Here is a 20,463-nt window from a genome sequence, read left to right as displayed (position 1 = left end):
CGGCATTTTAGGGGGGATGGGGGTTTAGGGCACGGGGTTATTTGATCAACGGTCGACGAGTCGCCACAATCTAAATGTGAAAACACAGCTTGTGTGGGAGCTGGCTTGCCTGCGATGCGGACACTTCGGTCCATCAGGCAAACCGAGGTGATGCCATCGCAGGCAAGCCAGCTCCCACATGAAACCTGTTTCCACAGTTGGGCCCGGTGCAATCTGGGCTATTCGAGTACGACCAGGCGGTTAGGCAGTTCGTTACGGGCTTGGGTGACCGGAACGTGCACCTTCAACAACTCGCCACACGCTTCAATACAGCTGATAAAACCCGCCAACGTCTGCCCCTGCTTCACCTGCTGGGTAAACGCCTTGACGATCACATCCCAACTACCGTCGTCCAAACGCTTGGAAATCCCGTCATCCACCAGGATTTCCACATACCGCTCGGCCTCGCTGACAAAAATCAGCACGCCGGTGCTGCCCACCGTGTGGTGCAGGTTCTGCTCCAGGAACTGGCGCCGGGCCAGGTTGGATGCACGCCAGTGGCGTACCGAGCGTGGAATCAAACGTGTGGTGACCTTGGGCAAGCGAAACACCAGGCACAGCACAATGAACGTCGCCCATTGCGCCAGCAGTAGGGTGTACATGGTCAGGTAGCCCGACAGGTAATGCACCACACCCGGCACCACCAAGGCGATCAAGCTGGCCCACAGCAGCGGAATGTAGGCGTAGTCGTCGGCGCGGGCGGCCAGGACGGTCACCAGTTCTGCGTCGGTGGTTTTCTCGACGCGGGCAATCGCTTCGGCGACTTGGCGCTGCTCGTGTTCAGTCAGTAATGCCATGGTTGTGCTTGCTCTCTCATTATTATCATCACCAGCCACCCGAAGCCCCGCCGCCGCCGAAGCCGCCACCGCCACCCCGAAAACCACCGCCACCGCCGCCTCCACCGCCGCCGCGTCCGCTACTACTGAGAATCGCCAGCAAGATCGCGCCCACTGGCAGCCCCAGGCGATTACACAGCCACAACACGCCGATCAGCAGGATAAACAGCCCGATGGAAAACCCGGGATTATCCTTGGCAAAGTTGGCATCCGCCACATGGGCCGGCACCGCCAGCGGTTCGCCGCCCACCACCTGCAGCATTGCCGCCACGCCATCGCTGATGCCCTTGCTGTAGTTGCCGGCCTTGAACGCCGGCGCAATCACCTGGTTGATGATCACCCACGACTGCGCATCAGTGAGCACACCTTCCAGGCCGTAGCCGACTTCGATGCGCAATTTGCGCTCATCTCGGGCGACGATCAACAGCGCGCCGTTGTCCTTGCCCTTTTGGCCGATACCCCAGTGGCGGCCCAATTGATAACCAAAGTCCTCAATGGGCACGCCTTGCAGGTCGGGCACGGTGACCACCACGATCTGGTCGCCCGAGGTCTGCTCCAGCGCCTGCAATTGCTGGGTCAGTTGCGCGCGCGTAGCCGGGTCGATCATCTGCGCGGTGTCTACCACCCGCCCCGTCAGCGCCGGGAACGTCAGCGCCGCCTGGGCCACGCCCACGCAGGCCAACAGCCACAGCGCCAGGCCTATCCTTAATAAACGCATCGACACCTCAATGCAGCGTTATTTGAACTTCACTTGCGGTGCTTTATCGGCATCGGCGCTGGTGGCTTCAAACGTGGCACGGATCGGCAAGTCGCTGTACATCACGCTGTGCCACAGGCGGCCGGGGAATGTGCGGATCTCGGTGTTGTAGGCCTGCACTGCCTGGATAAAGTCGCGGCGGGCCACGGCGATGCGGTTTTCGGTGCCTTCAAGCTGGGATTGCAGGGCCAGGAAGTTCTGGTTGGCCTTGAGGTCCGGGTAGCGCTCGGACACCACCATCAGGCGGCTGAGTGCACCACTCAGGCCATCCTGGGCTTGCTGGAACTGCTTGAGTTTTTCCGGGTTGTCGAGGGTGCTGGCATCTACCTGGATCGAGGTGGCCTTGGCCCGCGCTTCGATCACGGCGGTGAGGGTGTCCTGCTCATGGGTGGCATAGCCTTTGACCACTTCCACCAGGTTGGGGATCAGGTCCGCACGGCGTTGGTATTGGTTCTGTACCTGGCCCCAGGCCGCCTTGGCCTGTTCGTCCAGGGTGGGGATGTTATTGATGCCGCAACCGCTGAGTACGGTACTAATCAGTAACAAAACCGCGGCTTTCACGCCCCAACGGTAACCTTGTGCTGCTTGCATGGTGTTTCTCCTGGCGAACCTTGATGGAATTTGGCAACGGTAAGGCATAATCCGCTGCCGCGACTGGATTGCATCAGATCAATCAGCTAAAAAGATGCCCAGCACAAATAAGAGTTCAGAAGTGTGGTGCATTTTCTGCAATAACACTCGAACAACAACATATGTTCCCCACATTTTGGCAGAGCAGCGCATTTTCGCTGTGCAGTGAGCCGAAAAAGGATATTCATGAAAAAGCTGTGTTTGCTCGGCCTTGTTGCCACTCTGGCCAGTCACCCCGTATGGGCAGAAACAAAGCCTGCTGCGCTTAAAGACAAGGACGCCTTTGTCAGCGACCTGCTCAAGCAAATGACCCTCGATGAAAAGATCGGCCAATTGCGCCTGATCAGCATCGGCCCCGAAATGCCCCGCGAGCTGATCCGCAAGGAAATCGCCGCTGGCCGCATCGGCGGCACGTTCAACTCCATCACCCGCCCGGAAAACCGTCCAATGCAGGACGCGGCCATGCGCAGCCGCTTGAAGATCCCGATGTTCTTCGCCTACGACGTGATCCACGGCCACCGCACTATCTTCCCAATCAGCCTGGCGCTGGCCTCCAGCTGGGACATGGACGCCATCGGCCGCTCCGGGCGCATCGCCGCCCAGGAAGCCGCCGCCGACAGCCTCGACATCACCTTCGCGCCGATGGTCGACATCTCCCGCGACCCGCGCTGGGGCCGCACCTCCGAAGGCTTCGGTGAAGACACCTACCTCGTCTCGCGTATCGCCGAAGTCATGGTCAAGGCGTTCCAGGGCGCAAGCCCGGCCAATGCCGACAGCATCATGGCCAGCGTCAAGCACTTCGCCCTGTATGGCGCGGTGGAAGGCGGTCGCGACTACAACGTGGTCGACATGAGCCCGGTCAAGATGTACCAGGACTACCTGCCGCCGTACCACGCGGCGATCAAGGCCGGTTCCGGCGGCGTGATGGTGGCGTTGAACTCGATCAACGGCGTACCCGCCACCGCCAACACCTGGCTGATGAACGACCTGCTCCGCAAGGACTGGGGCTTCAAGGGCCTGGCTGTGAGCGACCATGGCGCTATCTTCGAGCTGATCAAGCACGGTGTGGCCAAGGACGGGCGTGAAGCCGCCAAGCTCGCGATCAAGGCCGGCATTGACATGAGCATGAACGACTCGCTGTATGGCAAGGAATTGCCGGGGCTGCTCAAGTCCGGCGAGATCGAACAGAGCGACATCGACAATGCCGTGCGCGAAGTGCTCGGCGCCAAGTACGACATGGGCCTGTTCAAGGACCCGTACCTGCGCATCGGCAAGGCTGAAGATGACCCGGTCGACACCTACGCCGACAGCCGCCTGCACCGTGCCGACGCTCGCGATATCGCACGCCGCAGCCTGGTACTGCTGAAAAACCAGAACAACACCCTGCCGCTGAAAAAATCCGCGACCATCGCCCTGGTCGGCCCGCTGGCCAAGGCCCCCATCGACATGATGGGCAGTTGGGCGGCCGCCGGTAAGCCTGCGCAGTCGGTGACCCTGCTGGACGGCTTGAACGCGGTGATCGGTGAAAAGGGCAAAGTGATCTACGCCCGTGGTGCCAACATCACCAACGACAAGGCCGTGGTCGATTACCTCAACTTCCTCAATTTCGATGCGCCGGAAGTGGTGGATGACACCCGTGCGCCGCAAGTGCTGATTGATGAAGCGGTAAAAGCCGCCAAGGATGCCGACGTGATCGTGGCCGCCGTGGGCGAGTCCCGTGGCATGTCCCACGAGTCCTCCAGCCGCACCGACCTGAACATCCCGCAAAGCCAGCGCGACCTGATCAAGGCCCTCAAGGCCACCGGCAAACCGCTGGTGCTGGTGCTGATGAACGGCCGTCCGCTGTCGATTCTGGAAGAGAACCAACAGGCCGACGCGATCCTGGAAACCTGGTTCGCCGGCACCGAAGGCGGCAACGCCATCGCCGACGTGTTGTTTGGTGACTACAACCCATCGGGCAAGCTGCCGATCACCTTCCCACGTTCGGTGGGGCAGATTCCGACCTACTACAACCACCTGACCATCGGCCGCCCGTTCACCCCAGGCAAGCCGGGCAACTACACCTCGCAGTACTTCGATGACGTCACCGGGCCGCTGTTCCCGTTTGGTTACGGCCTGAGCTACACCACGTTCACCCTGTCGGACATGGCGCTGTCGTCCACCACCCTGAACAAGACCGGCAAGCTCGACGCCAGCGTGACCGTGGCCAACACCGGCAAGGTCGATGGCGAAACCGTGGTGCAGTTGTATATCCAGGACGTGGCCGGCTCGATGATCCGCCCGATCAAGGAGCTGAAGAACTTCCAGAAGGTCATGCTCAAGGCTGGCGAAGAGCGCACGTTGCACTTCACCATCACCGAGGAAGACTTGAAGTTCTACAACACCCAGCTCAAGTACGCGGCGGAACCGGGTGAGTTCAATGTGCAGATTGGGTTGGACTCCCAGGATGTGCAGCAGCAGACGTTTGAATTGCTCTGATCTAAAGTTGTAAACGCGGTCAGTGTGGAAGCTGGCTTGCCTGCGATGGCATCACCTCAGTGTTTCAGTCATACCGAGGTGATGCCATCGCAGGCCAGCCAGCTCCCACACAAGCCCAGCTCCCACATTTGATTCGTGGTGTTCTTGCTAGCCGCGTCGATCCAACAGGTTAACCACCAACCGATCAATCCACCCCCACACCCGCTGCTTCACCCGCCGCCACAACGGCCGCGCCTGCCATGCCTCCAGGCTCACCGCCAGGCTCTGCGCAAAATCTCGCTCGAAACTGCCCGCCACTGCCTGCGTCAATGGCGGGTCCAACGCCTCCAGGTTGGCGTCCAGGTTGAAACGCAAATTCCAATGATCGAAATTGCATGACCCCACGCTGACCCAATCATCCACCAGCACCATTTTCAGGTGCAGGAAGCACGGCTGGTATTCAAAAATCTGCACCCCCGAACGCAGCAGGCGCGGGTAGTAACGGTGCCCGGCATAACGCACAGACGGATGATCGGTGCGCGGGCCAGTAAGCAACAACCGCACATCCACACCGCGCCCCGCTGCTCGACGCAACGCACGGCGAACGCCCCAGGTTGGCAGGAAGTACGGAGTCGCCAGCCAGATACGTTGCTGGCCACTGTTTAATGCACGGATCAGCGACTGCAGGATGTCGCGGTGCTGGCGGGCGTCGGCATAGGCGACACGCCCAAGTCCCGGTCCGGTGGCGGGCATCTTGGGCAAGCGCGAGAGGCCGAAACGGGTGGCGGGTTTCCACTCCCGGCGGGCGGCGTTGGCATGCCACTGGCGGTCGAACAGCGCCTGCCAGTCCAGCACCAAGGGCCCGCTGATTTGCACCATCACTTCATGCCAGTCGGCGGTGTCCTGGCCCGGCGTCCAGAACTCATCGGTGACGCCGGTGCCGCCCACAAAGGCGACGTGCTGATCGACCAGCAACAGCTTGCGGTGGTCGCGGTACAGGTTGCGCATCCAGCGGCGCAACCTCAGGCGATTGTAGAAACGCAGCTCCACGCCGGCGTCAGTCAAGCGCTTGCGCAGCCCAAGGCTAAACGCCAGGCTGCCATAGTCATCGAACAAGCAACGCACCTGCACACCACGCTCGGCGGCAAGTACCAGTGCCTGCACCAGGGCCTCGGCACAGGCACCCGCTTCCACCAGGTACAACTCCAACTCGACTTGCCGCTCGGCGCGGGCAATGTCCACCAGCATCTGCGGGAAGAAGCTCGGCCCGTCGATCAACAACTCGAAACGGTTGACGCTGCGCCACGGGAACACCGCGCCGGCCATGCTCAGCGCGCCGTGAAGATCAGCACCGCACCCACCGGCACCGACAGACTGATGGACGCCAAACCGGCGGCCTTGCGCAACGTGGCCACGCCTGGCGCCAGGTCAAAATCCTCGGCATGCAGCACCACCGGCTCCAGGGTCACGACCTGGAAACGCCGGTCATCCAGGCGCGTGGCCAGCAGCTCGGCGCTGTAGGTTTGAGTCTTGCCGTGCAGGGTGACGCTCAATGGCAAACGCAACTCCAATTGCGCGCCGGGGGCCAGGTCATTGATGGGTTGCAGATTGATTTGCGCATTGATCAGCGCATCGGGGAAGGTCTTGATCTCGAACAGCTCATTGCGCATGCGTTCGTCACGCAGCGGGACGCCACTGTTGACCGACTCCAGCTCCACTTCCAACTGCGCTGCGCCTTTGCTGTCGACCTTGCCGTGCAACACCAAAAAGCGCTGCACTTCGGCGATCTCGGTGTTCTTGGTGGTGACGAACGACAGGCGTGAGGATTCGTTATCCAGGTACCAGTCGGCATGGGCTGGCACGGCAGCGGCGGCCAGCAGGGCGAAGGCCAGGGGTTTGATTGACATAAAGACTCGTGGGGCGAAAAACCTGCACGAACCTTAAGCGCAATCCAACAAGCGGCGCAAATCCAATGTGGGATAGGGTTTGTGTGGGAGCTGGGGGATGCTTTTAGATCAGTGCTTGCTGCACCTCTCGCACCGTCTGCTCCAAGCTTGCCATGTGCAAGCTCAACACCCGCTCCACCGGCGCCTGGTGCATTGGCCAATGCAGCGCCATGCTCCCCACCAATCGCCCATTGGCCCGTACCGGCAACGCCACGGCGCGTATCAGGAACGGCAGCCGCACCGGGTATTCCCAATACCCCTCTGTCCGCTGGCCAAACCCTTGGTGCTGGCTTTGCTCGCAAGCACGGTATTGCTCATCCGCCGCCACGTGCTCCCTGCCCGCCAGACGCTGCACTTCTTCTGCCGGCAATTGCGTGAGGCACGCCTTGCCCATCGCCGAATGAAACAGGCTGGCGTGCTGGCCGACGATCTGGCAGTTATTGGGATAGAGCTTGCGCAGCACGCCGGGGATCGCACTTTCCATGACTTCCAGGCGCTCGCCGTCAAAGCAGGACAAATCCACCACCAGCCCGGTGCGCTCGCTGAGTTCCAATAGCCAGGGCGCCGCGCTTTCCACCATTTGGCGCTTGAAGCGTTGCTGCGTGTCGCCGAACAAGCGCCGGGCACGCAGACGGTAACGCCGGTCGCTCAGGCCACGGTAGACCCAGCCTTGATCCTGCAACGTGAGCAACATGCGCGACACGGTGGCCTTGGGTAAATGCGTGAGGTAATGCAGTTCCTCCAGCCCCAAGGCCTGGTGCTCGCCCAGCAACTCGACAATTGCTAGTGCGCGCTCAACCGAGCGTACGGTGCCTGTGTCGGCCATGTTCGATCTCCCTGATGCCGGTGGATGATCATTTTTCACAGCAAGATACAGGCCCGGTCGTGCATCAACCTGTCGATTCAAGGCAGTCCGGTGGTCGACGCTGCACCCATTGCGTCAGCTGTTCGTGGGCGTAGGCCAATTGCAGCACCGCACGGTCCGCCTGGGCCGGGCCGATGATCTGCACGCCCATGGGCAGGCCTTGGGGGTTGAAGCCCACCGGGATACTCATGCTCGGCAAACCGGCCAGGGTCGGACCGATCACCACTTCCATCCAACGGTGATAGGTGTCCATTTCGCGCCCACCGACGAGGCGTGGCCAGGCGTGTTGTGCATCGAAAGGGAACACTTGGGCGGTAGGCAACAGCAGGAAATCGTAACGTTCGAACAGTTTGGCCAACGCGCGATACCACTCGCTGCGGTCCACCGACGCCTGGTACACCTGCTGGGCACTCAAGCCCAGGCCACCCTCCACTTCCCATTGCGCCTCGGGCTTGAGCTGCGTGCGCTTTTGCGGGTTCGCATAGGCGGCGCCGAGGTTACCGTGCACCAGCCAATGGCGATGCACCAACCAACTGCGCCACAGGCGCGCCATGGAAAACTCGGGCTGGCAACTTTCCACTTCGCAGCCCAACGTGACGAAATCGCCGAGGGCCGATTCGCACAGGCTCAACACGCCGTCGTCCATCGGCAGGTAGCCGTTGTAATCCCCCAGCCAGCCCAGGCGTGCGCCCTTGAAGTCACGCTGCAAGGGCTGGCCCAGCACTGCCGGATCGTCCTTGGATGACAATGGCACGCGTGGGTCATATCCCGCCTGGATGCTCAGCAACCGCGCCACATCCGTCACGCTGCGCCCCATCGGGCCTTCGGTGCCCAGTTGCTGCACAAACAATTCCGGCGTCGGCCCATACGGCACACGGCCTTGGGACGGGCGTAGGCCAAACACATTGTTGAACGCTGCTGGGTTGCGCAAAGAACCCATCATGTCGCTGCCATCGGCCACCGGCAGCATGCGCAGCGCCAAGGCCACCGCCGCCCCGCCGCTGCTGCCGCCCGCGACGAGACGCGGGTCGTAGGCGTTGCCGGTAGTGCCGAACAGGCTGTTGTAGGTTTGCGAACCCAGGCCGAACTCCGGCACGTTGGTCTTGCCGATGATGATCGCGCCGCTGGCCCGTACCCGCGCCACGCTGATGGCATCTTCAGTGGGCACATGTTCGGCGAACAACGGCGAACCCAATGTGGTACGCAAGCCCTTGGTGGCCGCCAGGTCCTTGATCGCCTGGGGCATGCCATGCATCCAGCCACGTGACCGGCCTTGATCCAACTCACGATCACAGGCCCGCGCCTCGGCCAGCACCTCGTCGGCATCGCGCAGCGACACCAGCGCATTCACTCCTGGGTTGAAACGCTGGATCTGCGCCAGGTACGCCCGCATCACGTCTTCGCACGAGACCTGCCGCGCATGAATCGCCCGCGACAGCTCACTGGCATCCCAATCAACAATACTCAAGGCTTCACCTCACTTGAAAACGGCTGCGGCCTCTTGGCCCGCGGAGCCTCCTGCATGCAGTAGGTGCCCAATAGCGTGAGCACGCAAGCAAACAGCACGTAGAAGGATGGCGCCACCGGCGTGCCCAGTACTTTGGTCAGCCAGGTAACGATCAACGGCGCGAAACCACCAAATACCATGACCGCTACGTTATAGGCGACCGACACGCCGGTCGAGCGCACTTCGATGGGAAACTGCTCGGCCAACGCGGTGGGTGCCGGGCCGAAGAACCCGCCGATGGCCGTGCACAGCATCACCTGCATCACCAGCAAACGCTCGATGGAAGGTGCGGCGGCTACCCACACGTACAGCGGGTAGACCATCACAAAAAACGCCAGGGTGAACGCCATCAATACCGGCCGCCGACCGAGGCGATCCGACAACATGCCCGACAGCGGGATCACCACGGTCATCAGCGCCACCGCCAACATCTGCACCATCAATACCTGGTCCAGCGGCAGGTCGAGGCTCTTGTGCGCGAAGGTCGGCATGTTCACCAACACCACGTAAAACGACACCGTCGCGCCGCAGGCCAGGCCCATGGATAGCAGGATGCTGCGCCGATGCTCGCGCACCACTTGCATCAGGCTCGGTGCCGGGCCGGTGGCTTGCTTGCGTGCCTCGATGAATTCTTCCGGGTCTTCCATGTGCCGGCGAATCCACAGCCCCACCGGGCCGATCAGCAAGCCAAACACAAACGGCAAACGCCAGCCCCACAGGTCGAGGGTTTGCGGCGAAAAGAAGTGCGTGACCATCGCCACCATCGCCGCCCCGCCAAACACCGCCAGGCACTGCCCTACCAACTGCCAGGAGCCGTAAAGCCCCTTGCGATGAGCCGGCGCACTTTCCACCAGGAACGCCGTGGCGCTGGCGTACTCACCACCGGTGGCGAAGCCCTGGAGCATGCGCGCCACCACGATCAGCATCGGCGCGCCCATGCCGATGGCGGCGTAGTTCGGCGCGAAGGCGATCAACGCGATGGACACAGTCATCAGCCGGATAATCAGTTGCATCGCAGCCTTGCGGCCTTTGCGGTCGGAATACATGCCCAGCAAAATCCCGCCCACCGGGCGCATGAAAAAGCCCACGCCAAAGGTGGCCAGGGCCATCAGCAACGAAGCGTATTCATCGTCTGACGGGAAAAACTGCCGGGCAATGATGCTGGCCAGAAAGCCGTAAACGATGAAGTCATACCATTCCAGCGCATTGCCGATCACGGCCGCCACCACCTGGCGGGTGCGGGATACGCCTGTGTGTGAAGTCTGCATGAGGAACACTCCATTCAACCGATCGTGGGAAAGGGTCCAGCGGCAGAAAAAAGGCGGTCGTCAGGCAGGCTTGAGCCAGCTCTCGGCCAGCGCGCCCCAATAGGCGGCGCCGGTCAGCAGGATGTCGTCGTTGAAGTCATAGGCGGGGTTGTGCACCATCGGCCGTGACACGCCATTGCCGATGAACAGGTAGCTGCCGGGGCAGCGTTGCAGCATCCAGGCAAAGTCTTCGCTGCCCATCAGCGTGCGGGTGTCGCCGTCCACGGCGTCCGCACCGAGCAAGGCCACGCCGACCTGACGGGCGAACTCGGTTTCTTCGGGATGATTGACCAGCACCGGGTAGGCCGGGCGATGTTCGATCTGCACCGTGCAGCCGAAGCTCGCGGCCTGGGTCTGGATGATGGCGAACACGCGCTCCAGCATCTGCTCGCGCACTTGTGGATTGAGTGCGCGCAGGCTCAAACGCAACAGCGCTTCTTGAGGAATCACGTTGGCAGCCTGTCCTGCTTGCAGCGCGCCGACCGTGACCACGGCAGCTTCCTGGGTGTCGATGTTGCGCGCCACCACCGTCTGCAACGCCATCACCATACTCGCCGCCGCCACCAGCGGGTCTACCGTCAAGTGCGGCATGGAGCCATGGCCGCCGACACCTTCAAGGGTGACGGTGAGTAAATCCTGGGACGCCATCATCGGCCCAACGCGCAAGCCCAGATGCCCAGCCGGCAAGCCTGGCATGTTGTGCATGCCGAACAGGCCATCGCAGGGGAAGCGCTCCAGCAAACCGTCGGCGAGCATGGCTTCGGCGCCGCCCTGGCCTTCTTCGGCGGGTTGGAAAATCAGGTTCAACGTGCCGTCGAATTGCCGCGTGGCCGCCAGGTAGCGCGCGGCGCCGAGCAGCATGGTGGTGTGACCGTCATGCCCACAGGCGTGCATGCAACCGGCATGCTGGCTGGTGTAGGCCGCGCCGGTGTTTTCGATGATGGGCAACGCGTCCATATCGGCGCGAATGCCCAGGGTTCGCGGGCTGCTGCCATTGCGCAGCACAGCGACCACGCCGGTCTTGCCGATACCGGTGTGAACCTCGTAGCCCCATTCCCTCAGGGATTTCGCAACCAGGGCGCTGGTGCGGTTTTCTTCAAAACCGAGTTCGGGATGGGCGTGAATGTCGTGACGCACGGCGTGCAAATCGCCGGCCACGTCGCTGAGCCAATCCAGGATGTGCTGGTGTGGGCGCATGGTGATTCTCCTCACAGGCGGGTCTTCCCGTTCTTGTTTGCTGCACACCGCCAGCTAACCGCGATGTGAGCGAGAGGACAATCAAAGGTGGTTCCACTGGGTGGAACCTCAAGCGAAAGGAGGTGAGGTGTGTCAGGGGGTGAGGCGACAACCGTGACGGTCACCGAGCCAGCGTGCGGTGTGGGTACGCCCGAGTCCGCTCGCGGTGACTTCACTGCGCTCCGGATTATCGCTGAACGCACTGGTGGGCACGTATTGCTTCACGTACCCCCGGCAATACTCAGCCGGATTGTTCTCGACATAGCGACACGAGCAATATTCCTTGGCCGTATACGCCGCAATGATGTCGGGGAAGGCTTGCAGGTTGACGCGCTCGTGCCATGTCCAACCCAACAGGGCGATGATCAATAGTAGAAACACACTGGTAAACGGCCGGCGACGGATCATGGTTGCACCGCCGCGAGCACGCGTTTGAGCAGGTCGTTATGGCGGTAGCTGCCGTCGCGGTCGTCGCCGTAGCGCACGATGACCAGGTGTTCGGCGGGCATCACGAACAATGCCTGGCCCCAGTGGCCGAGCGCGGCGAGGGTGTCGCCGGGGGCGTCGGGCCAGGGTCTCGGGGCGCCTTTATTGAGCCACCACTGACCGCCCGGCACGGCTTCATCCTGACCGGCTCTGTAGTTGGCGAAAGGTTCGCGATTGAAGGCGACCCATTCTTTAGGCAACAACTGCTGCTCGCCCCATCGACCGTCGCGCGCCATCAATAGGCCCACGCGGGCCAAGTCGCGGGCAGTGAGGTAGGCGTAGGACGAGGCAACGAACGTTTCATCGGCATCGGTTTCCCACGTAGCGCTGCGTATGCCCAACGGCTTGAACAGCGCATCCCACGGGTAGCTCATATAAGCCTTATGGCCGAGCATGCCTTTAAGGGTGGCGGACAGGATATTGCTGTCACCGCTGGAGTATCGGAAGGTCTGGCCCGGTGCGCTGGCGGCCTCGGTGTCTGCTGCGAACTCGGCCATGTCGTTGCGGCCACGGGTGTAGAGCATCGCCACCACCGAGGATTTCAGCGGCGCGAACTCATAGTCTTCCTGCCAGTCGAGGCCCGAGGCCCAGTGCAGCAAATCGCCCATGGTGACCTTCGGGTGTTGCTTCATCGGTGGGTAAAAGCGTGCAGCGGGGTCGGTCAGCTTGAAGCGGTTTTCACCGTAGGCCACCCCCAACACGGTGGCCATCAGGCTTTTGCTGACGGACCAGGTCAGGTGCGGCGTGCTGGCGGTGGTCGGTGACGCGTAGCGTTCGTAAATGATCTCGCCATCACGGATCACCAGCAACGCATCGGTGCGGACGCCTTGGCGGGTAGTGTCATCACGCGGCGGGAAAGCGTAGGCATTCAGGGCATCAACGGCAGGGTCAGAGAGTGCGGTGCCTTTGGCCCAATCTTTGTCAGGCCAGGTTTCGGCGTGGGCACTAACGGTGACGAACAGCAGGGCAACACACAACAGGCCTCTGACCATGGACGCAGACTCAAGGGGGCATTCAAGCCCGCGAGCCTAGCCGAGGGTGATGACAGATTTGCGACAAGAGGGCTGTCATCCAAGCGTCACCATAACTTCATGGAGATGACACCGGGCCTCCATAGCCTGACTTTGGACAACAAAGTCGACCGGCCGAAATCGTGGCCGGCACTCGGAGACTCGCTATGACTCAGATCGCCCGCATCAGCGACACCGGCAATGAACGCCGTCTGCAAGCCGAACGCCTGGTTGGCGCACAGGCGTTGCAGGAAGCCCAGGCCCTGCGGTTCAACGTGTTCAGCGGCGAATTCAACGCCAAACTGAAAGGCGCGGAACTGGGTCTGGACATGGATGACTATGATGTTCACTGCAGCCACATCGGCGTGCGGGACTTGAACAGCGGTCGCTTGGTGGCCACCACCCGTTTGCTCGATCACCAGGCTGCCAGCACCTTGGGCCGGTTCTACAGCGAAGAAGAATTCAGCTTGCATGGCTTGCTCCACCTGCAAGGCCCGATCCTGGAAATCGGCCGCACCTGCGTCGACCCGGCCTACCGCAACGGCGGCACCATCGCCGTGTTGTGGGGCGAATTGGCCGAAGTGCTGAACCAAGGCGGCTACAGCTACCTGATGGGCTGCGCGAGCATTCCGATGCACGACGGCGGCATCCAGGCCCACGCGATCATGCAGCGCCTGCGTGAACGCTACCTGTGCAACGAACACCTGCGCGCCGAACCGAAAAAGCCATTGCCGGCGCTGGACCTGCCGTCCAACGTGATCGCAGAAATGCCGCCACTGCTCAAGGCCTACATGCGCCTGGGTGCGAAGATCTGCGGCGAGCCGTGCTGGGATGAAGATTTCCAAGTGGCCGACGTGTTCATCCTGCTCAAGCGCGACGAGTTGTGCCCGCGTTATGCGCGCCACTTCAAGGCTGCAATGTGATGAGCCGCCTGCGGGTGTACGGGCGCATTGCCCGCGTGCTGTTGGTGGTGGCGCTGGGCTTGAGCATGGCCAGCGTGTTTGGAGTGTTTGAGCGCCTGGGCATTGCCAACTCGATGGTGCGTCGCCAGCGCTGGTCGCGATTTTTCATGGCGCGCCTGACCAATGCCCTGCCCTTTCGCGTGACGGTACACGGTGAGTTGCCAACGCAGCCGATGCTGTGGGTGAGCAATCACGTGTCGTGGACCGATATTCCATTGCTGGGCGCCGTTGCGCCGATGTCGTTTTTGTCCAAGGCCGAAGTGCGCACCTGGCCGGTGGCCGGTTGGTTGGCGGCCAAGGCTGGCAGTTTGTTTATCCGCCGTGGTTCAGGCGATAGCCAGTTGATCCGCAAGCAGATGACCCGTCACCTGGAACAACAGCACCCGCTGCTGATGTTCCCCGAAGGCACCACCACCGATGGGCGCAGCCTGCGCACCTTCCATGGGCGTTTGTTGGCCAGTGCGATTGATGCAGACGTAGCGCTGCAACCGGTGGCGATCCGTTACCTGCGCGATGGCCAGGTCGACCCACTGGCGCCGTTTATTGGCGATGATGATTTGCTCTCGCACCTGATGCGCCTGTTTGCCAATGACCAGGGCGATGTGGAGATTCATGTGCTCAAGCCGATTGCCTGTGCCGGGCAGGAGCGTGCGGCGCTGGCGTATCAAGCGCAGCAGGCGGTGCAGAAGGCGTTGTTTGGGCCGGTGCCGGAGGCAGAGCAGGTGGATGCTCGACCTGCATTTGCCGCCTGAACACCATTCAAATGTGGGAGCTGGCTTGCCTGCTCCCACATTTAGATCTCAGTGATCAGATGGCTTTGTGCGAAGGCTTGCAGTTCGGGGTAGAAGACCCGGAAATCTTCACTCAACGGCTCATACAACTCGCGCAATTCCTGCATCGCAAACCCCAACTCCTGCGGCTGCGTCAGCCTCCGCGAAATCCCCCGCAGTACCTGCTCCATCACCGCAAACTCGCGGTAAGACCCTAACCAATCATCCGCCGCCATCCACGGCGCAATCTGCGCCAACCGCCCCGGCAACTGCGGTTCAGCGGCCAGCACGCGGTACACCTGCGAGGTGAAGCGCTCCAGCGGCTGGTCGGCATACAACGCCCAATCCCGCGCCAGGCAATGGTCGAAAAACACGTCGAGGACGATTCCGGCATAACGTCTGCGGGTCAGGCTGAAGCGCGACAACGCCTCCCCCACCAACGGGTGGCTGTCGGTAAAGCGGTCGATGGCCCGATGCAACTGGATCGCCGCCTCGATTTGCGGGTTGAACTGGCCCTGCAGGCGGCCTTTGACGAAGTCACCATACAGGCTGCCCAGCAATTGCGCAGGAAGTTGGCCGCCCAGGTGCAGATGTGCGAGATAATTCATGGCGCGCAGTTTAGCACTGCCGTCAACGTATCGTTATAACCCGATATACCGATTTAATCTGGATTAAGACCAAATTCATATTGGTATATCGGGATATAACGATTTAAGGTTCGCTTCATCGCGATATAACGCTTCAAGACACCGAGCATCTGCCATGTCCATCGACCTCGACGAAATAATAAAAGCCCTGGCGCACCCAGTACGGCGAGACATCCTCAACTGGCTGAAAGACCCGAAAGTGCAATTCCCCGAGCAATTGCACAACCACGAATACGGCATCTGCGCCGGGCAGATCGACCAGCGCTGCGGCTTGTCCCAGTCGACCGTGTCGGCCCACCTGGCCACCCTGCAACGCGCAGGCTTGATCAGCAGCCAGAAGGCCGGGCAGTGGCACTTTTTCAAACGCAACGAGGACACCATCCAAGCGTTCCTCGATGCACTCATCACAGAGCTCAGCACTGAAATCAGCGAACCGCTGTAACAAGGAAACGATAATGCCCCTCTCGCTACTCATACTGGCCCTGAGCGCCTTCGCCATCGGCACCACCGAGTTCGTCATCATGGGCCTGTTACCCGATGTGGCGGCGGACTTGGGCGTGTCGATTCCCGGCGCGGGTTGGCTGGTCACCGGCTATGCCCTGGGCGTGGCCATCGGCGCACCGTTCATGGCACTGGCCACCGCCAAGCTGCCACGCAAGGCTGCGCTGGTAGCGTTGATGGGCATCTTCATTATTGGCAACCTGCTCTGCGCCCTGGCCAGCGACTACAACGTGCTGATGTTTGCCCGTGTGGTCACCGCGCTGTGCCACGGTGCGTTCTTTGGGATTGGTTCTGTCGTCGCCGCCAACCTGGTGCCGGCCAACAAGCGCGCCTCGGCCGTGGCCTTGATGTTCACCGGCTTGACCTTGGCCAACGTGCTGGGCGTGCCGCTGGGTACCGCACTGGGGCAGGCCGCTGGCTGGCGCTCGACCTTCTGGGCCGTGACGGTAATTGGGGTGGTGGCCCTGATCGGCCTGATCCGCTTCCTGCCGGCCAAGCGTGATGAAGAAAAACTCGACATGCGCGCCGAACTGGCCGCGCTCAAAGGGGCCGGTATCTGGTTGTCGCTGACCATGACCGCGTTGTTCTCCGCGTCGATGTTCACCCTTTTCACCTATGTCGCCCCGTTGCTCGGCGATGTCACCGGCGTATCGCCAAACGGCGTGACCTGGACCCTGCTGTTGATCGGCCTGGGCCTGACCCTGGGCAACATCATCGGCGGCAAGCTGGCGGACAAGCGCCTGGCAGCCACCTTGATCGGCGTGTTCATCAGCATGGCGGTGGTTTCCACGGCCCTGACCTGGACCAGCGTTGCGATCATTCCGACCGAAATCACCCTATTCCTGTGGGCCACCGCCGCGTTTGCCGCCGTGCCTGCGCTGCAGATCAACGTGGTGACCTTCGGCAAGGCCGCGCCGAACCTGGTGTCGACCCTGAACATCGGCGCTTTCAACATCGGCAACGCCCTCGGCGCCTGGGTGGGCGGCACGGTGATTGCCCACGGCTTCGGCCTGACCAGCGTGCCATTGGCCGCTGGCGCCCTGGCGATTCTTGCGCTGCTGGTAACCCTGATTACTTTCCGTCAGGGCGGCGATGCCGACCTGGCCCCTGCGACCAACTGATCCACTTCAAAGACAAAGGTGTTTTCCCATGACGACTATTTTCGATCCAATCAAACTGGGCGACCTGGAACTGTCGAACCGCATCATCATGGCGCCGCTGACCCGCTGCCGCGCTGATGCCGGCCGCGTGCCCAACGCGCTGATGGCCGAGTACTACGTGCAACGTGCTTCCGCCGGGCTGATCCTCAGCGAAGCCACCTCCGTGACGCCGCTGGGCGTGGGCTACCCGGACACCCCGGGCATCTGGTCCAACGACCAGGTACGCGGCTGGGCCAACGTGACCAAAGCAATTCACGGCGCAGGCGGCAAGATCTTCCTGCAACTGTGGCACGTTGGCCGGATCTCCCATGAGTCCTACCTGAACGGCGAAGCCCCGGTTGCCCCGAGCGCGATCCAAGCCAAAGGCCACGTCAGCCTGGTTCGCCCACTGGCCGACTACCCGACACCGCGCGCCCTGGAAACTGCTGAAATCGCCGACATCATCGACGCCTATCGCACCGGTGCCGAGAACGCCAAAGCCGCTGGCTTCGACGGCGTGGAAATCCACGGTGCCAACGGCTACCTGCTCGACCAGTTCCTGCAAAGCAGCACCAACCACCGCACCGACAACTACGGCGGCTCGCTGGAAAACCGTGCGCGCCTGCTGCTGGAAGTGACCGACGCGGCCATCGAAGTCTGGGGCGCCGGTCGTGTGGGCGTGCACTTGGCACCGCGTGCCGACGCCCATGACATGGGTGACGACAACCTGGCGGAAACCTTCACCTACGTGGCCAGTGAGTTGGGCAAGCGAGGCATCGCGTTCATCTGCTCCCGCGAGAAGGAAGGCGCTGACAGCCTCGGCCCACAGCTGAAAAAAGCCTTCGGCGGCGTGTACATCGCCAACGAACGCTTCACCAAGGACAGCGCCAACGCCTGGCTGGCGGCGGGCAAGGCAGATGCAGTGGCATTTGGCGTGCCGTTCATTGCCAACCCGGACCTGCCGGCGCGTTTGAAAGCCGATGCGCCGCTGAACGAAGCCCACCCGGAAACCTTCTACGGCAAAGGCCCGGTCGGTTATATCGACTACCCGACATTGGCGATCTGACGTAACCCGCTGAAACGAAAAAGCCCCGGCTCACAATGACCGGGGCTTTTTCTTGGGCTGCGGGAAACACTCCTTCACAGCCTTGCAACAATATCGCTACAAAATACTTAGGCGGCTACCTATCAACCGCCCGCCAGCCCGTATATAAAGTCACCCCACCAATCAGGCATAGGGACGATTGACTGTCTCTGGTCTTTACTGTTGACACAACATGATGCAATTACGCATTTTGTCTTAATTGCGCAGGCTAGGGCTCAGGCGCAGCATGTCCAGCCCGGCATCAACCCAGCGTTCTGCCTCCTGGTGCAGCTTGAAGCTGTCAGGCACCAGCAGCCACTGGCCAATCAGCCCGTTGATGTAGGCATGAATACACACCGCACCACGGGTGGTGTCGAGATTTTCCGGGAGTTGCCCGCGATGGACCGCGTTACGCAATGTCAGGCCGATGCGCAGGTTGCATTCCTGGCTGTGGGTCTGGCGCTGGCGGCGCATGTCGCACATTTCATCGGTGAATTCGCACTTATGAAACAAGATCTCGTTGATGCGCCGGGTTTTCGGGTCCAGGGCCACTTGATGGAACAAATGAATCAACAGCTTGCGCATGCAGCCCAGCGGGTCGACTTCATCCTCGCTCTCACTCGCCCGGGCCAATTCATCCAGGGGTTCATGCAGCGTGTCGAGCAACGCCTGGAGCAAATCGGACTTGTTGCTGAAATGCCAATAGATAGCCCCACGCGTCACGCCCGCCAACGCAGCGATTTCCGCCAGCGTGGTCCGCGCAACACCGCGCTCGTAAAAGGCCTGTTCGGCGGCTTCGAGAATTTGGCTTCGCGTTTCCTGAGCTTCCTCTTTGGTGCGACGAACCATGGCAGTAAAACCTCAATCAGGACACTTGGGACTATTGTTAACGCAGAATTAATAGCGGCTAACGATCATCCGAATATTTGTGGGACGGCACCGTCATGGGTACCGAACGTAATGGAATCGAGGCTTTGGGCGTTGCTTTGTCAACATTCCGCGAAGCCTGTCAAGAGTTTACAAACAACCATGAACGTAAGTATATTGCGTAGCAAGCTACTTATCCACTCACAGCTTGTTTTTTACCCTTCCACACTTCTTGTGCGCACTCTGCGCGCCTGACCCGAGGATCTTCATGCAACTTAAGCCAGCTGTTACCGCTCTGGTCACTGCCGTCGCCCTGGCATCGCTGCTCAGCGGATGTAAAAAGGAAGAAGCGGCTCCGCCCGCTCAAACACCTCAGGTCGGCGTGGTCACCATTCAACCGCAAGCCTTTACCCTGACGTCCGAGCTGCCAGGCCGCACCACGGCCTACCGCATCGCGGAAGTTCGTCCTCAGGTCAACGGCATCATTCTCAAGCGCCTGTTCAAGGAAGGCGGCGACGTGAAGGAAGGGCAACAGCTCTACCAGATCGACCCGTCGGTGTATGACGCCACCCTCAAAAGCGCACAAGCCAGCCTGACCCAGACCAAGTCCATCACCGACCGCTACAAGCAGTTGGTCGATGAGCAAGCCGTCAGCCGCCAGGAATACGACACCGCCGTCGCCAACCGCATGACCGCCGAAGCCAACCTGCAGTCCGCCCAGATCAACGTGCGCTACACCAAAGTGTTCGCGCCGATCTCCGGGCGTATCGGCCGTTCTTCGGTAACCGAAGGCGCACTGGTCAGCAACGGCCAGACCGATGCCATGGCCGTGATCCAGCAACTGGACCCGATCTACGTCGACGTCACGCAGTCCTCGGCCGAAATGCTGAAGCTGCGCCGCGACCTGGAAAGCGGCCAACTGGAAAAAGCCGGTGAAAATGCCGCCAAGGTCAAGCTGACCCTGGAAGACGGCAGTGCCTACAAGCTGGACGGCAAGCTGGAGTTCTCCGAAGTCTCGGTTGACCAGACCACCGGCTCCGTGACCCTGCGCGCCGTGTTCCCCAACCCTGACCACACCCTGCTGCCGGGCATGTTCGTACACGCCCAGTTGCAAGCCGGTGTGAACAGCAAGGCCATCCTGGCACCGCAGCAAGGCGTGACCCGCGACATCAAGGGCATTCCAACCGCACTGGTGGTGAACAAGGACAACAAGGTCGAACAGCGTCAACTGGTTGCCAACCGCACTTCCGGCGCCTACTGGCTGGTGGAAGATGGCCTTAAAGCCGGTGACCGCGTGATCACCGAAGGCCTGCAATTCATCAAGCCGGGCATCGAAGTCAAGGTCAAGGACGCCGACAACGCCAAACCTGCCGGTTCTGCTCCTGCTCCTGCCGCCGCTGCTGGCCAGGGGGAGTAA

The 20,463-nt window shown here is 61.4% G+C and carries 20 protein-coding genes; 7 read left to right on the top strand and 13 right to left on the bottom strand.

The window, feature by feature from the left end; all coding sequences use genetic code 11:
• Window positions 1-218: 218 nt before the first annotated feature.
• The 3 genes from CFE47_RS12960 to CFE47_RS12950 are packed head-to-tail and all read right to left on the bottom strand — an operon-like array spanning window position 219 to window position 2,223.
• Window positions 219-836, bottom strand: a complete 618-nt coding sequence (locus tag CFE47_RS12960; protein WP_286837542.1) for a TPM domain-containing protein — start codon at window positions 834-836, stop codon at window positions 219-221.
• A 28-nt stretch (window positions 837-864) separates the two neighbouring features.
• Window positions 865-1,593, bottom strand: a complete 729-nt coding sequence (locus CFE47_RS12955) for a TPM domain-containing protein (RefSeq protein ID WP_286837540.1) — start codon at window positions 1,591-1,593, stop codon at window positions 865-867.
• Window positions 1,594-1,611: 18 nt separating this feature from the next.
• On the bottom strand, window positions 1,612-2,223 hold the full coding sequence (locus tag CFE47_RS12950; protein WP_185709497.1) for a LemA family protein: 612 nt from the start codon (window positions 2,221-2,223) through the stop codon (window positions 1,612-1,614).
• A 225-nt stretch (window positions 2,224-2,448) separates the two neighbouring features.
• On the opposite strand from CFE47_RS12950, the gene bglX reads away from it, so the two are divergent.
• Window positions 2,449-4,740: a beta-glucosidase BglX gene (gene bglX, locus CFE47_RS12945; protein ID WP_286837536.1), complete on the top strand. Its 2,292-nt coding sequence runs from the start codon at window positions 2,449-2,451 to the stop codon at window positions 4,738-4,740.
• 147 nt (window positions 4,741-4,887) lie between these two features.
• Here bglX and CFE47_RS12940 read toward each other — a convergent pair whose 3' ends face one another.
• From CFE47_RS12940 to CFE47_RS12905, 8 genes are all read right to left on the bottom strand, one after another.
• On the bottom strand, window positions 4,888-6,045 hold the full coding sequence (locus CFE47_RS12940; RefSeq protein WP_286837534.1) for a phospholipase D-like domain-containing protein: 1,158 nt from the start codon (window positions 6,043-6,045) through the stop codon (window positions 4,888-4,890).
• A 2-nt stretch (window positions 6,046-6,047) separates the two neighbouring features.
• Window positions 6,048-6,626, bottom strand: a complete 579-nt coding sequence (locus CFE47_RS12935; RefSeq protein WP_286837532.1) for a YceI family protein — start codon at window positions 6,624-6,626, stop codon at window positions 6,048-6,050.
• Window positions 6,627-6,729: 103 nt separating this feature from the next.
• The gene (locus CFE47_RS12930; RefSeq protein WP_286837530.1) at window positions 6,730-7,491 is read right to left on the bottom strand and encodes a helix-turn-helix domain-containing protein; all 762 of its coding nucleotides are present in this window, start codon (window positions 7,489-7,491) and stop codon (window positions 6,730-6,732) included.
• Between the two features lie 64 nt (window positions 7,492-7,555).
• Window positions 7,556-8,998 carry an amidase gene (locus CFE47_RS12925; protein WP_286837528.1) on the bottom strand — a complete coding sequence of 481 codons (1,443 nt, stop codon included), beginning with the start codon at window positions 8,996-8,998 and terminating at the stop codon, window positions 7,556-7,558.
• Complete coding sequence (locus CFE47_RS12920; protein WP_286837526.1) at window positions 8,995-10,305, bottom strand: citrate-proton symporter; 1,311 nt, start codon at window positions 10,303-10,305, stop codon at window positions 8,995-8,997. Before CFE47_RS12920 ends, CFE47_RS12925 begins: the two co-directional genes overlap by 4 nt.
• A 60-nt stretch (window positions 10,306-10,365) precedes the next feature.
• Window positions 10,366-11,541: a M20 aminoacylase family protein gene (locus CFE47_RS12915; RefSeq protein WP_286837524.1), complete on the bottom strand. Its 1,176-nt coding sequence runs from the start codon at window positions 11,539-11,541 to the stop codon at window positions 10,366-10,368.
• 132 nt (window positions 11,542-11,673) lie between these two features.
• Window positions 11,674-11,988, bottom strand: a complete 315-nt coding sequence (locus CFE47_RS12910) for an amidase (protein ID WP_286837522.1) — start codon at window positions 11,986-11,988, stop codon at window positions 11,674-11,676.
• Entirely contained in the window at window positions 11,985-13,058 is a 1,074-nt protein-coding gene (locus CFE47_RS12905) for a serine hydrolase domain-containing protein (protein WP_286837521.1), read from the bottom strand. Before CFE47_RS12905 ends, CFE47_RS12910 begins: the two co-directional genes overlap by 4 nt.
• Window positions 13,059-13,243: 185 nt before the next feature.
• On the opposite strand from CFE47_RS12905, the gene olsB reads away from it, so the two are divergent.
• Together olsB and CFE47_RS12895 are read left to right on the top strand one after the other, a co-directional pair.
• On the top strand, window positions 13,244-13,999 hold the full coding sequence (gene olsB / locus CFE47_RS12900; protein ID WP_003172415.1) for an L-ornithine N(alpha)-acyltransferase: 756 nt from the start codon (window positions 13,244-13,246) through the stop codon (window positions 13,997-13,999).
• Complete coding sequence (locus CFE47_RS12895) at window positions 13,999-14,790, top strand: lysophospholipid acyltransferase family protein (RefSeq protein WP_286837519.1); 792 nt, start codon at window positions 13,999-14,001, stop codon at window positions 14,788-14,790. Before olsB ends, CFE47_RS12895 begins: the two co-directional genes overlap by 1 nt.
• Before the next feature lie 41 nt (window positions 14,791-14,831).
• Here CFE47_RS12895 and CFE47_RS12890 read toward each other — a convergent pair whose 3' ends face one another.
• Entirely contained in the window at window positions 14,832-15,416 is a 585-nt protein-coding gene (locus CFE47_RS12890; RefSeq protein ID WP_286837517.1) for an acyl carrier protein phosphodiesterase, read from the bottom strand.
• A 154-nt stretch (window positions 15,417-15,570) separates the two neighbouring features.
• Between CFE47_RS12890 and CFE47_RS12885 the strand changes: the two genes are divergently transcribed.
• Genes CFE47_RS12885 through CFE47_RS12875 form a run of 3 tightly spaced genes read left to right on the top strand, consistent with a single transcriptional unit; the run spans window position 15,571 to window position 18,161 of the window.
• Window positions 15,571-15,897, top strand: a complete 327-nt coding sequence (locus tag CFE47_RS12885) for an ArsR/SmtB family transcription factor (protein ID WP_286837516.1) — start codon at window positions 15,571-15,573, stop codon at window positions 15,895-15,897.
• Between the two features lie 13 nt (window positions 15,898-15,910).
• A complete protein-coding gene (locus tag CFE47_RS12880) occupies window positions 15,911-17,077 on the top strand; it encodes an MFS transporter (RefSeq protein WP_286837514.1) in 1,167 nt (388 codons plus the stop codon).
• A 28-nt stretch (window positions 17,078-17,105) separates the two neighbouring features.
• The gene (locus tag CFE47_RS12875; RefSeq protein ID WP_286837512.1) at window positions 17,106-18,161 is read left to right on the top strand and encodes an alkene reductase; all 1,056 of its coding nucleotides are present in this window, start codon (window positions 17,106-17,108) and stop codon (window positions 18,159-18,161) included.
• A gap of 234 nt (window positions 18,162-18,395) precedes the next feature.
• Here CFE47_RS12875 and CFE47_RS12870 read toward each other — a convergent pair whose 3' ends face one another.
• Complete coding sequence (locus CFE47_RS12870) at window positions 18,396-19,028, bottom strand: TetR family transcriptional regulator (RefSeq protein WP_185707223.1); 633 nt, start codon at window positions 19,026-19,028, stop codon at window positions 18,396-18,398.
• Window positions 19,029-19,314: 286 nt separating this feature from the next.
• Here CFE47_RS12870 and CFE47_RS12865 point away from each other — a divergent pair, with 286 nt between their 5' ends.
• The gene (locus CFE47_RS12865) at window positions 19,315-20,463 is read left to right on the top strand and encodes an efflux RND transporter periplasmic adaptor subunit (protein WP_286837510.1); all 1,149 of its coding nucleotides are present in this window, start codon (window positions 19,315-19,317) and stop codon (window positions 20,461-20,463) included.

The organism is Pseudomonas sp. PGPPP1 (assembly GCF_002255865.1).
Classification (GTDB): Bacteria; Pseudomonadota; Gammaproteobacteria; order Pseudomonadales; family Pseudomonadaceae; genus Aquipseudomonas; species Aquipseudomonas cremoris.
Note: the sequence above shows the minus strand (reverse complement) of the source record. Positions and strands in the feature narration are given on the sequence as shown.

Excerpts from the sequence above, each read along its gene's own strand:
- CFE47_RS12955 (WP_286837540.1), bottom strand. The coding sequence starts at position 1,593 with ATGCGTTTATTAAGGATAGGCCTGGCGCTGTGGCTGTTGGCCTGCGTG.
- bglX (WP_286837536.1), top strand. The coding sequence starts at position 2,449 with ATGAAAAAGCTGTGTTTGCTCGGCCTTGTTGCCACTCTGGCCAGTCAC.
- CFE47_RS12870 (WP_185707223.1), bottom strand. The coding sequence starts at position 19,028 with ATGGTTCGTCGCACCAAAGAGGAAGCTCAGGAAACGCGAAGCCAAATT.
- CFE47_RS12930 (WP_286837530.1), bottom strand. The coding sequence starts at position 7,491 with ATGGCCGACACAGGCACCGTACGCTCGGTTGAGCGCGCACTAGCAATT.
- CFE47_RS12875 (WP_286837512.1), top strand. The coding sequence starts at position 17,106 with ATGACGACTATTTTCGATCCAATCAAACTGGGCGACCTGGAACTGTCG.
- CFE47_RS12905 (WP_286837521.1), bottom strand. The coding sequence starts at position 13,058 with ATGGTCAGAGGCCTGTTGTGTGTTGCCCTGCTGTTCGTCACCGTTAGT.
- CFE47_RS12950 (WP_185709497.1), bottom strand. The coding sequence starts at position 2,223 with ATGCAAGCAGCACAAGGTTACCGTTGGGGCGTGAAAGCCGCGGTTTTG.
- CFE47_RS12890 (WP_286837517.1), bottom strand. The coding sequence starts at position 15,416 with ATGAATTATCTCGCACATCTGCACCTGGGCGGCCAACTTCCTGCGCAA.
- CFE47_RS12915 (WP_286837524.1), bottom strand. The coding sequence starts at position 11,541 with ATGCGCCCACACCAGCACATCCTGGATTGGCTCAGCGACGTGGCCGGC.
- CFE47_RS12880 (WP_286837514.1), top strand. The coding sequence starts at position 15,911 with ATGCCCCTCTCGCTACTCATACTGGCCCTGAGCGCCTTCGCCATCGGC.
- CFE47_RS12865 (WP_286837510.1), top strand. The coding sequence starts at position 19,315 with ATGCAACTTAAGCCAGCTGTTACCGCTCTGGTCACTGCCGTCGCCCTG.
- CFE47_RS12940 (WP_286837534.1), bottom strand. The coding sequence starts at position 6,045 with ATGGCCGGCGCGGTGTTCCCGTGGCGCAGCGTCAACCGTTTCGAGTTG.
- CFE47_RS12935 (WP_286837532.1), bottom strand. The coding sequence starts at position 6,626 with ATGTCAATCAAACCCCTGGCCTTCGCCCTGCTGGCCGCCGCTGCCGTG.
- CFE47_RS12910 (WP_286837522.1), bottom strand. The coding sequence starts at position 11,988 with ATGATCCGTCGCCGGCCGTTTACCAGTGTGTTTCTACTATTGATCATC.
- CFE47_RS12895 (WP_286837519.1), top strand. The coding sequence starts at position 13,999 with ATGAGCCGCCTGCGGGTGTACGGGCGCATTGCCCGCGTGCTGTTGGTG.
- CFE47_RS12885 (WP_286837516.1), top strand. The coding sequence starts at position 15,571 with ATGTCCATCGACCTCGACGAAATAATAAAAGCCCTGGCGCACCCAGTA.
- CFE47_RS12960 (WP_286837542.1), bottom strand. The coding sequence starts at position 836 with ATGGCATTACTGACTGAACACGAGCAGCGCCAAGTCGCCGAAGCGATT.
- olsB (WP_003172415.1), top strand. The coding sequence starts at position 13,244 with ATGACTCAGATCGCCCGCATCAGCGACACCGGCAATGAACGCCGTCTG.
- CFE47_RS12920 (WP_286837526.1), bottom strand. The coding sequence starts at position 10,305 with ATGCAGACTTCACACACAGGCGTATCCCGCACCCGCCAGGTGGTGGCG.